General features: G+C 73.8%; 8 protein-coding genes. 2 read left to right on the plus strand and 6 right to left on the minus strand.

Annotated features, from left to right (window positions below; genetic code table 11):
• Window positions 1-123: 123 nt before the first annotated feature.
• Window positions 124-735, minus strand: coding sequence for a helix-turn-helix domain-containing protein (locus V6U77_RS27115; protein WP_334609574.1), 612 nt, complete (start codon window positions 733-735; stop codon window positions 124-126).
• Window positions 736-815: 80 nt separating this feature from the next.
• Between V6U77_RS27115 and V6U77_RS27120 the strand changes: the two genes are divergently transcribed.
• Window positions 816-1,772 carry an NAD(P)/FAD-dependent oxidoreductase gene (locus V6U77_RS27120; RefSeq protein WP_334609575.1) on the plus strand — a complete coding sequence of 319 codons (957 nt, stop codon included), beginning with the start codon at window positions 816-818 and terminating at the stop codon, window positions 1,770-1,772.
• A gap of 415 nt (window positions 1,773-2,187) precedes the next feature.
• On the plus strand, window positions 2,188-3,525 hold the full coding sequence (gene gdhA / locus V6U77_RS27125; RefSeq protein WP_334609576.1) for an NADP-specific glutamate dehydrogenase: 1,338 nt from the start codon (window positions 2,188-2,190) through the stop codon (window positions 3,523-3,525).
• A gap of 86 nt (window positions 3,526-3,611) precedes the next feature.
• On the opposite strand, the gene V6U77_RS27130 is transcribed toward gdhA, so the two are convergent.
• The 5 genes from V6U77_RS27130 to V6U77_RS27150 all read right to left on the minus strand — a co-directional run bounded on the left by V6U77_RS27130 (window position 3,612) and on the right by V6U77_RS27150 (window position 10,801).
• Window positions 3,612-5,402 carry a substrate-binding and vWA domain-containing protein gene (locus V6U77_RS27130; protein ID WP_334609577.1) on the minus strand — a complete coding sequence of 597 codons (1,791 nt, stop codon included), beginning with the start codon at window positions 5,400-5,402 and terminating at the stop codon, window positions 3,612-3,614.
• An 84-nt stretch (window positions 5,403-5,486) separates the two neighbouring features.
• A complete protein-coding gene (locus tag V6U77_RS27135; RefSeq protein WP_334609578.1) occupies window positions 5,487-6,758 on the minus strand; it encodes a protein kinase domain-containing protein in 1,272 nt (423 codons plus the stop codon).
• Window positions 6,759-7,028: 270 nt separating this feature from the next.
• Window positions 7,029-7,667 carry a hypothetical protein gene (locus V6U77_RS27140; protein WP_334609579.1) on the minus strand — a complete coding sequence of 213 codons (639 nt, stop codon included), beginning with the start codon at window positions 7,665-7,667 and terminating at the stop codon, window positions 7,029-7,031.
• A gap of 13 nt (window positions 7,668-7,680) precedes the next feature.
• The gene (locus tag V6U77_RS27145) at window positions 7,681-9,459 is read right to left on the minus strand and encodes a DUF4012 domain-containing protein (RefSeq protein WP_334609580.1); all 1,779 of its coding nucleotides are present in this window, start codon (window positions 9,457-9,459) and stop codon (window positions 7,681-7,683) included.
• A 112-nt stretch (window positions 9,460-9,571) separates the two neighbouring features.
• Complete coding sequence (locus V6U77_RS27150; protein ID WP_334609581.1) at window positions 9,572-10,801, minus strand: glycosyltransferase family 4 protein; 1,230 nt, start codon at window positions 10,799-10,801, stop codon at window positions 9,572-9,574.
• Window positions 10,802-10,964 lie beyond the last annotated feature (163 nt).

Below are 10,964 nucleotides of genomic sequence, written 5' to 3' on the forward strand. Positions count from 1 at the left end.
TCCCCACCCACCCATCCTTCCCGCTCCCCCACTCGCCCGCCGCCCGCTCCCCCGCCCGCCCGCCCGGGTCGATCATGAGGTTAGCGGCGATTTCGACCTCCGCTGGTGCCGCCAACCTCATGATCACCGGGTCGAGGAGGGTGGGGGTGGGGGTGGGGTCCTGGGGCGGGCGCGCAGGTGGGCGCGTTCGCCCTGCCTGCCGAAGAGGCTGAGGAACTCGACCGGCTCGGCGTCGGCCGACCCGAACCAGTGCGGTACGCGGGTGTCGAACTCCGCCGCCTCCCCCGGCGTGAGCACGAGGTCCTGGTCGCCGAGGACGACCCGCAGCCGCCCGTTGAGCACGTAGAGCCACTCGTAGCCCTCGTGGGTCTGCGGGTCCGGTTCCGCCCGGCGACCGCTGCCCGGGATCACGAGCTTGTAGGCCTGGATGCCGCCGGGCCGGCGGGTCAGGGGCAGCATGGTCATCCCGTGGCGGGTGACCGGGCGCAGATGGATACGCGGGTCGCCCGTGGACGGGGCGTCGACGAGTTCGTCGAGCGTGACGCCGTGCGCCCTGGCCAGCGGGAGCAGCAGCTCCAGGGTCGGCCGGCGGGCACCGGACTCCAGCCGGGAGAGCGTGCTCACCGAGATGCCGGTGGCCGCCGACAGGTCGGCGAGGGTGGTCTCCCGCTGCCGGCGCAGCGCCCGCAGCCGGGGCCCGACGGCGCCGAGCGTGTGGTCGAGGTCGTCGTCCATGGCGCCATCTTGCCACTATGGCAACAACGTTTGCCACCATGACGACCGCAGCCGCATCGTGGTCGCGGGAGGTGGTCACGGTGACCGATCGGCTGGACAGTAGCTACGACGTGATGGTGATCGGAGGTGGCGCCGCAGGGCTGAGCGGGGCGCTGACGCTGGCCCGGGCACGGCGGTCGGTGGTGGTGCTCGACGCGGGCGCCCCGCGCAACGCCCCCGCCGAGGGGGTGCACGGGCTGCTGGCCCGCGAGGGGATCCGGCCGGCCGAGCTGCTGGAGCGCGGCCGGGCGGAGGTACGCGGCTACGGCGGGCGGCTGGTGACCGGCGAGGTCGAGGCGGTGTTCCGGGACGACGGCGGCTTCACGGTGACGCTGGACGACGGCCGGAAGGTCCGTGCGCGGCGGCTGCTGGTGGCCACCGGGCTGGTGGACGAGCTGCCGGACGTCCCGGGACTGCGGGAGCGGTGGGGCAGGGACGTGCTGCACTGCCCGTACTGCCACGGCTGGGAGGTCCGCGACCGGGCCATCGGCGTGCTGGCCAGCGGGCCGATGTCGGTGCACCAGGCGCTGCTGTTCCGGCAGTTGAGCGCCGACGTCACGTACTTCCGGCACACCGGGGCGCTCTCCGCCGAGCAGGCGGAGCAGCTGGCGGCCCGGGACATCCGCGTGGTGGACGGCGAGGTCGCGTCCCTGGAGGTCGTCGAGGACCGCCTCGTGGGCGTACGGCTGGGCGACGGCACGGTCGTCGGCCGCGACGCGCTGGCCGTCTCGTCGCGGATGGTGGCGCGCGCGGGTTTCCTCGCTGCCCTCGGGCTGCGGCCCGCGGAACACCCGGCGGGGGTCGGCGAGCACGTCCCCGCCGACCCGACCGGCCGCACCGACGTGCCCGGCGTGTGGGTGGCGGGCAACGTCACCGACCCGGCGGCCCAGGTCGGCGCCGCCGCGGCGGCCGGAGTGTTCGCCGCGGCCCAGATCAACGCCGACCTCGTCGCCGAGGAGACGCAACGGGCGGTGGCCGCCCGGCGCCACGGCCTGTGACTCGCCCGCCGTCGACGAGGTGCGGGATTTCGGGAGGAGAGAGACCCGCCCACGGTCTGTCCACCAACCGTGACCGGCCGCGCCGCATCTCGTCGGCCGGCAGTACGGTCCCCTCGTCCTGATACCACACAGGCATCTTTATGCCGCTCAGGTATCAGCGTCCCGAGGGCAGGCGGTTCGCCGCCGCTCGCGCAGCGCGGGTGGCCGCTCGCGGTTTCGGGTGCGGGTCCGGCCCGACGCCACGTCCGCCAGCTCCGCCACCACGTCCTCGCGGCGGTGCGTGACCCCCTTTTGCGTGGATTCTGTCCGAGCAGCCCGATCCAGGGTCACGGTCCGTATCGCGGGACGGTTGGCGGGTAACCGGGTCCGGGTGGTAGCAACAGGGACTACCAGCGCAAGCGAAGGGACGTGTCGTATGCCGGAGACCGTGGAGACGGTGTTCACCAGCGTGGTCGCCCGCAATCCGGGTGAGCCGGAGTTCCACCAGGCGGTACGCGAGGTGCTGGAGAGCATCGGCCCGGCGCTGGCCCGACACCCCGAGTACGCCGAGGCGCGGATCATCGAGCGGATCTGCGAGCCGGAGCGGCAGGTCATCTTCCGGGTGCCGTGGGAGGACGACCGCGGCCGGATCCAGGTCAACCGGGGCTTCCGGGTGGAGTTCAACAGCGCGCTCGGCCCGTTCAAGGGCGGGCTGCGCTTCCACCCGTCGGTCTACCTCGGGATCGTGAAGTTCCTCGGCTTCGAGCAGATCTTCAAGAACGCGTTGACCGGGCTGTCGATCGGCGGCGGCAAGGGCGGCGCGGACTTCGACCCGAAGGGGCGTTCGGACCGGGAGGTGATGCGCTTCTGCCAGAGCTTCATGACCGAGCTGTACCGGCACATCGGCGCGGAGACCGACGTGCCGGCCGGGGACATCGGCGTGGGCGCCCGGGAGATCGGCTACCTGTTCGGCCAGTACAAGCGGATCACCAACCGGTACGAGTCGGGCGTGCTCACCGGCAAGGGGCTGGCGTACGGGGGCGCGCAGGTGCGCCGGGAGGCGACCGGCTACGGGGCGGTCTTCTTCGCCGACGAGATGCTCCGGCAGGCCGGGGACAGCCTGGACGGCAAGCGGGTGGTGGTCTCCGGCTCCGGCAACGTGGCGATCTACGCCATCGAGAAGGTGCACCAGCTCGGCGGGAAGGTCATCGCCTGCTCCGACTCCTCCGGCTACGTCCTGGACGACAAGGGCATCGACCTGGACCTGCTGCGGGAGCTGAAGGAACAGCGCCGGGCCCGCCTCGACGACTACGCCCGGCACGTGCCGCACGCCGTGGCGGTCGCCGACCGTACCGTCTGGGAGGTGCCCTGCGACCTGGCGCTGCCGTGCGCGACGCAGAACGAGATCGGCGGCGCGGAGGCCGCGGCGCTCGTGGCCGGCGGCTGCGTCGCGGTGGTGGAGGGCGCGAACATGCCCACCACGCCGGAGGCCGTACGCATCCTCGGCCGGGCCGGGGTGCGCTTCGCGCCGGGCAAGGCGGCCAACGCCGGCGGGGTGGCGGTCAGCGCGTTGGAGATGCAGCAGAACGCCAGCCGGGACTCGTGGACGTTCGCCGAGTCGGAGCAGCGGCTGCGCGACATCATGCGCAACATCCACGACCGCTGCTGGAGCACCGCCGAGGAGTTCGGGCTGCCCGGCGACTACGTGGCCGGGGCCAACATCGACGGGTTCCGCCGGGTGGCGGAGGCGATGCTGGCCCACGGCCTGATCTGACGGCGCGAGCGGTCACCCGCAACAGCGCCGGCGGCGCCGACCGGGGGGCGACGCGCGTCTCCCCGCCCGTCGGCCCCGCCGGCGGCTCAGAAGCTGCTGACCAGCTTCACGAACGCCTCGTCGATCGTGGCGGGGTCGGTGGCGTCGAACGCCTTGCCCGAGGACGCCTTGGCGATCTTGTCCAGCGTGGCGAAGTCGGAATCCCGGTCGAAGGCGATGCAGAAGACCTTCACCGGGCGCTGCGGGTCCAGGGCGACGTCGGCGAGCAGCCGGGCCAGGTCGTTGTCCCGGGGATACTCGTTCTTGCCGTCGGTCAGCACGACGACGGCGTTGATCCGTTGCGGGTCGTACCGCTCGAGCACCTGCTTGTGCGCGGCCCGGACCGTCGCGTAGAGCGCGGTGTCGCCCGCGACGTGCAGCCCGGCGATCCGACTGGTGATGCGCTTCTGGTCGAAGTCGCCGAGCCGGACCTCCTCCCGGTACGGGCCTTCGGGCCGCTTCCTGGTCTCCGAGGAGAACGACCAGAGCCCGACCCGGTCCTCGGAGTTGAGCAGCGCGAGCCCCTTGGCCGCCGCCGACGAGGCGGCCTGGAAGCGGGTGCTGTCACCGATCGGTTCCTCCATCGAACCGGAGGTGTCCAGCGCGATCAGGATGTTGGCCTTCTTGCGCAGCGTGCTCCAGCCGTCCAGCATGGCCTCGACCACCGTCGGGTTCGGCGGCGCGAAGTAGGTCAGCCCACCCGCGGGCTCGGCGCCGACGCTGGCGAGCAGCTCCGCCGAGGCCCGGCGCTCGTGGTCGCGGAAGCCGAGACGGGCGAAGCTCGCCTGCTGGGGGTCGGCGGTCAGGAACTTCAGGAAGTCGTCCGCCGCCGCGCGCTGCCGTTCGCCGGCAGAGGGGAGCACCACGAACGGGTGGTCCAGGTTGAAGGTGCCCTCCTTCGGGTGTACGGCGACCAGCGGCACCTTCGGCCGGGCACCCCGATCCTGGCCCTCCTGCCGTGGGCTCAGTCCCCCCTCGTTGTAGAGGTGGACCAGCTCCTCCTGCAGGACGATGGCGCTCATGTCGCCGGCGCGGGCGCCCGTGCCGGCCAGGTCGGCCTCGGCGAGGTCGCGCAGCAGCTCCACCGAGTCGTCACTGTAGTGCGACACGTTGGCCTCGATCTGCCGGACGAACCGGGTCACCGTCGGATCCGCCAGGTCCGACTTCGTCAGGTCGCTGGCGCGGTTCGCGGCGGCGTAGTAGGTGGCGATGGTCGCCGCCAGTCCCGAGGTGGAGAGGTTCGGGTTGTCCTTGCCGAAGGTGAATCGGCCCCACTCCGGCCGGCCGAAGCCCGCCCAGCCCTGCCGCCCGGAGAGACCGAGGATCTCGCCCCAGCCCAACGGCCCGCGCTGGCGTACCAGCTCGCCCTTGGGTTGCGGCATCGCGATGACCAGCGGGCTGTTGGCGATCGACGGGTAGGGGCCCGGGGTCTGCGGAGCCCGTCCGGCGGCCTCGTCGAGCAACCGGAGCTGACCGGTCCAGAGGCTCGACGTCGGCAGCCAGACCTGCGGCTGCGGCAGCCCGGTGCCGCTCCAGCCGGCGGCCAGCGTCTCGGCGGCCTTGCCCGAGTTCAGGGCGCTGACGTGCACCCGGGCGCAGCCGCCGCCCTCGAGCGTCCGGTCGCTGTCGTTGTACCGCTCCGCCAGCTCGACCAGCAGCGCCGCCTTCTCGGTCGAGGAGTTGACGTCCAGGCGTACGGCGCAGTCGGCCCGGGGCCGCGCGGTGCCCGCGTCACGCTGCTGTACGAGCACGAACGCCCCGGCGATGACCAGCAGCCCCGCGGTGACGGCGGCGGTGTACGGCAACCACTGGCGCGTACGCGACGGGGCTGGGGCCATCAGGAGTCCTCCTCGGCGGTCGACTGGTGGCAGTGAACCTATCGGGACGGTGCCACCGGCGGTGCCGCACCCGGCACCCCTCGGTCAGGTGCGGTCGGACCCGCCGCCGAGCGCCGTCGCGACCAGCAGCCGTACCGTGTAGACCACGACGAAGGTGCTCGCCCCGGTCGCCGCGGCCGCGTCCACCGCGCTCGACGCGACGTATCCGGCGGCGGCACCGACCGAGCCGAGGAAGATCGCGGTCGAGATGCCCCCGGCGTCGACCGCCTCACGGCGCAGCCGCCGCCCCCAGCCGTCGTCCCGGGGTTCGGACGGCGCGGGGGCCTCACCGGTCGCGGAGACCGCGGACGGGTTCGGCGGCGTCGCGCGCTCCCCCGACGGCGGCGTCCATTCCGGACCGACCGCGGGTGCCGACGCGCCGGACGCGGGACGGGGCAACGGCAACGGCCGGTCGGGCGTCGGCGCGCCGGCGGTCTCGTTGCCCAACTGGAGCACGGTCTCGCGGCGCAGCGGGCCGGCGGCCCCGACGTCCTGCCCGAGCAGCCGCATCAGCACCTGCTCGGCCTCCGGCCGCTGCGCCGGGTCCTTGGCCAGGCACTGCCGGATCAGCTCGTCGAGGCCCGGTGGCAGCGCAGGCAGGTCGGGAGGCTCGTTGAGCACCCGGTGCATCACCGCGAAGAGCGAGTCGTTGCCGAACGGCGGTCGGCCCCCGGCGGCGAAGGCGATGGTGGCGGCCCAGGCGAAGACGTCGCAGGGTGGCCCGACCGCGTCGTTGCGGAACCGCTCCGGGGCCATGTAGGCGGTGGTGCCCATCACCCGGCTGGTGACCGTCTCGGTGACGCCCAGGGCGCGGGCGATGCCGAAGTCGATCACCCGGGGGCCGTCCCGGCCGAGCACCACGTTGTCGGGCTTCAGGTCGCAGTGCACCACGTCGGAACGGTGGATCGCGGCGAGCGCGGTGGCGGTGCCGACGGCGAGGCGGTGCAGCGCGTTGCCCGTGACCGGGCCGTGCTCGCGGACGTGCCGGTAGAGCGTGGGCCCCTCGATGAACTCGCTGACCACGTAGGGCCGTTCGCCGTCCACCTCGGCGAAGAGCACCTGCGCGGTGCAGAACGGAACGACGCGGCGCGCCGCGGCGATCTCCTTCATGAACTGCGACCGCGCCCGGAGGTCGCTGAGATCGATGTTGATCATCTTGACCGCCACCTGGTGGCCCTGGTCGTCCTCGCCCAGGTAGACCACTCCCTGGCCGCCCGCGCCGAGCCGGCCGACCAGCCGGTACGGGCCGGCGGTGACCGGGTCGTGCGTCCACAGTGGCGCCAGCCCCGGCACCGGCGCGCCGGCCAGTCCTGTCATCCCGACTCCATCGATGTCGTGCCCCGGCCACCCGGCGGAGGACATGGCCATGGTGCCATGCCTCCGCCGGTCGCCCGAGGAGGCCCGGGACGCTCGGTGGCACAGGCGCCCGGGCGACCAGCGGCACCGGTCACGCCGCGACGGCCCGGGTGGGGCCTTCGTGGCCCGCCGGCGGGCTGGCACGCGCAGGGGCTGGCGCCCGCCGGAGGGTGTCCGACGGGCGCCAGCCCGTTCGCGGTGTCCGGGCACTGCCCGGAGGGAGTCGCACCGTCAGCGCGCGGTGCCCATCCCGAGGCGGTGGCGCTTGCGCCAGACCAGCGACAGCAGCAGGAGCACCGCGCCGGCGCCGACGAGGCCCCCGCCGAACTTCATCGGGGTGCTCAGGCTGTCACCCGTGACGGGCAGCGCCGGCGCGTGCTTCTTGAGCACGGTCAGCGTCGCGGTCGCCACCTGACCGGACGTCTGACCGACGGCCCGGAAGGTGTACCGGCCGGGGTGGCGCGGCGTGTAGGTGGTACGGAAGTTGCCGGCGGCGTCCGCCGTGACCACGATGGTGCTGGGGCTGGGCTGGGGCGCCCGCTGGAACGAGACCGGCGCCATGGCGACCGTCTCGCCGTTGCTGCGGCGCGCCTGCTCTGCGCCCGGTACGGCGGCCGCGAGCGGCGACGTGCTGACGGTGATGATGACCGTCTCGCCCGGCGTCCAGCCGCTGCCGATCAGGGTGGCGGTCTGGCCGACCACGACGGTCGGCGGGCTCACCGTGAGCGTCGCGGGGCCGGGCGGGTAGACCGGTGGCTGTGGCGTTCCGGTGCCGGGCGCCGGCTGCGGCTGCGCCGCCCCCGCTGCGGTCGGCGCGGCCAGCACGGCCAGACCGACCGTGAGCGCCATGATGATGCGGGATAGCCGCATGATTGGTTCCCTCCTACTGATCACAGCTTGGTGCGGAAACAACTTGGGTGGTCCATGGGGTGGCGGTGGGGGTCAACCAGAGCTCGGCCGTACCGACCTGGGTGGTCGCCGTCAGCACGGTGACCTCCAGGGTGCGGGAGTCTCCGGGGCGGACCTCGACGTTGGTCGTGGCCACCTGGCGGCGCCGTTCGGTGCCGCTGCCCACCGCCGTCTCGACGCCGTCCAGGCGGGCGGCGAGCACCGCCCCACCGGCCGGGCTGTGCACCGACACCAACGTGCGGACGGTGTACGGGTCACCGGCCAGACCGAGGCCGAGAACCGACTCGCTGAGACCCGACTTCGGCGCCGCAGAGCGCAGCGTGACCCGGAGTCGGATCTCCCGGCGGCCGTCGGACCGGCACTCGCCGACCGTGAGGGTCGCCGACGGCCGGAGGTAGTAGCCGAGCTTCGCGCCGCTGCCGTCGTTGAGGAACACGCCGACCGTGGGCACGGTGTCCTTCTCGGGAAGCGCCCCGGCCATCCGGCTGTCGCCGATCGTCCGTTGCTCCTCGGGTCGGGCACTCCAGAACAATATCCGGCGTTCGGTGATAGCACGGTCAAATGAGGACAATAACGCCTTCGGGTCCACATTCTTCGTGACCAGCGCGTCGAACACGGCGGCGGCGGAGGCGGCGAAGAAGGCGTCCTGCTTCTCGTTGTCCATCCGCTGGTAGCTGTCGCTGAGCACCGTCTGCACGACCTTCTCGGCCGCCAGCGGGACACCGCCGGGCACCATCACGGGCCCGGTGGCCTTGAGCAGGTACGACAGCACCACCGGGTCGACGGCGAGCACGCCGTCGACCGTGGTGCCCGTACGCCGCCGGAACATCTCCCGGTAGAGGGCGGCGGCGGTCGGGAAGTGCGGGGTGAGGTTGACGTCGGCCGGATAGATCCCGGGCAGGTCGGCCCAGAGGCCGCGCACCTCGGCGGGCACCTTCAGCGGCGGCAGGAACCGGCCGAGCGCGCTGCTGGTGCCCTGCTTCCCCATCCGGACCCGACCGTCGGCGGCGTGGATGACGGCGTACGCGCCGATCATGCCGCCGGTGGCGCGCAGCTCGGCGGGGTTCTGGGAGACCACCAGGTAGGCACGGCGGCCGTCGGCGCCCAGCAGCGGCGGGAGCACCCGGCTGGCCTGGTCCGCGGCGGCGGTCAGCCCGGCCAGCCGGTCCATCTCGCCACGCAGGTCGGCGAGCGCCTGCCGCACCTGCGCGACCAGGCCGTCGGTCGGTACCGTCGCGAGGCTGTCGCGGGCGCCCTGCACCGCCGAGTTCACCGTGGTCAGCTCCGACGACAGGGCCCGTAGCCGACCCACGTCCAACCGCCCGCCCGCCGGCACCAGGCTCGTCAGGTCGGCGCGCAGCAGCGGCGGGAACGCCTGCCGTGCCAGGTCGTCGACGGCCACCGAGATCTGCCTGACCGCCGCCAGGTTGTCCCCCGCGTACGGGGTGCGCCGACCGACCCACCAGCCGGGATCGCCGGTGGCCGCCCGGGCGCTGCCGGACTGCTCCTGCAGCGCCGCGAGGGTGCGCTGCGCCCTGGCGGTGTCGCCGCCGAGCACCTGGGCGCTCAACTCCCGGGCCAGGCCGGCCGCATTGAGCAGGTGGGCGCGGGCCTGCCAGCCCCGGAAGCCCACCCAGCCGCCGGTCAGCAGCAGCAGCGAACCCACCACGAGCGTGGCGAGCAGGGCCCGGCGCACCTGCCGCCGGCGGCGGGAACGCCCACGCCGTCGACGCGGTCTCGCGTTCTCCGTCACAACACACGTCCTTCCTGAGAACGGCCGGCGGACCCCGTTCCGCTGCCGTTCCTCACTGCTAACGATCGTTTTGACCCAGAGATGACGCGATCGACCGGTACGCGAGGCCCGCTCACCGCGCACGGAGGCCGGTGCGGCCGGCGACCGCCTCGTGCAGCAGCCGTTCGATCCGGTCCACGCCCGCCGGCATCGACATCTGCCGCAGGTACGCCTCCCGGCCGCGCCGGCCCATGTCGGCCCTGGCGGCGGACGGGATGGTGGCGGCCAGCCAGAACCGGTCGGCCAGGCTCGCCCAGTCCTCCGGCGGGCAGGAGAGCCCCGCGCGGGCCCGCTCCACCACCTCGGCGGTGTCGCCGCCGGCGGAGGCCACCACCGGCGCGGCGCAGGAGAACGCCGCCTGCAGCTTCGCCGGCAGGGTGCTGCGCAGCTCGGGCAGGTCCCGCAGCATGACGAGCTGGTAGTCGGCGGCCGCGTACAACTGCGGCATGTCCGGTGGAGCCCGTCGCTCGACGAAGCGCACGTTCTCGGCGCGCAGGTCGGCGGCGAGCCCCCGCACCCGCCGCTCGTGCGCGCCCGAGCCCACCAGGACGAGGTCCACCGTGCGGTCGAGTGCCGCCGCCGCCCGTACCGCCGTCTCCAGTCCCTGCCGGGCGCCGATGGTGCCCGCGTGCATCACGACGCAGCGTCCGTCGCGACGCACCAGCCTGCTGGCCGCGGCGCTGGGCCGGACCGGCTGGAAGATCCGCTCGTCGGTCCAGTTGAGCACCGTCCGCACCCGGGTCGGGTCCGCGCCCGCCGCCACGACCCGGTCGCGCAGCGACGGCGCCGCGACCGCGATGCCGTCGGCGGCCCGGTAGGCACGCGCCATCGCGGCGGCGATCCGCCCGGCCCACCGCCCGTTGTCGGCCCCCGAGGGCCCGTCCTGCGCCCAGACGTCCTGCACGTGCACGACCGCCGGGACCCCGCCCAGCATCCGCAGCAGGCCCGCGGCGGCGAAGGCGTTCGCCGGCGGCAGATGGACGTAGAGGGCGTCGACGTCGGCCAGGAACGACCGCCCGGTCAGCGTCACGCTGCCGGCGAACGACAGGTGACCGGCCATCCGGCCGCGTACCGACGCGTCGCCCGCCGAGTAGCGCGGGACCCGCCGGACCGTCAGCCGCTCGCTGCGGGTCTCGTGCCGCCAGCGCTGCCGCCAGCCCGGGTAGACGTGGCCGCCCGGATAGTCGGGAAAGCCGGTCAGCACCTTCACCTCGTGCCCCCGCACCGCGAGTTCCTCGGCGAGACTGCCCGGGATGAACGCCGGCTCGGGCGGGAAGTGGTACGACAGGATCCCGATCCTCACCGACCCACCTCCGGGCGGAGGCGGCGGTTCGGCGCGGCAGCGTGACCCGGACGCGTCCGGCCCGCGTACGATGCGGACATCCCCTCGACGTTCGGCCGCCCACGGCGGCCCGCGGGCGGCGCGGCGCCACCGTCCCCCACGGCACCCGCGAGAGGGGTCCGCA

The organism is Micromonospora sp. CPCC 205546 (assembly GCF_036902715.1).
Taxonomy (GTDB): domain Bacteria; phylum Actinomycetota; class Actinomycetes; order Mycobacteriales; family Micromonosporaceae; genus Micromonospora.

Excerpts from the sequence above, each read along its gene's own strand:
- gdhA (WP_334609576.1), top strand. The coding sequence starts at position 2,188 with ATGCCGGAGACCGTGGAGACGGTGTTCACCAGCGTGGTCGCCCGCAAT.
- V6U77_RS27140 (WP_334609579.1), bottom strand. The coding sequence starts at position 7,667 with ATGCGGCTATCCCGCATCATCATGGCGCTCACGGTCGGTCTGGCCGTG.
- V6U77_RS27130 (WP_334609577.1), bottom strand. The coding sequence starts at position 5,402 with ATGGCCCCAGCCCCGTCGCGTACGCGCCAGTGGTTGCCGTACACCGCC.
- V6U77_RS27135 (WP_334609578.1), bottom strand. The coding sequence starts at position 6,758 with ATGACAGGACTGGCCGGCGCGCCGGTGCCGGGGCTGGCGCCACTGTGG.
- V6U77_RS27115 (WP_334609574.1), bottom strand. The coding sequence starts at position 735 with ATGGACGACGACCTCGACCACACGCTCGGCGCCGTCGGGCCCCGGCTG.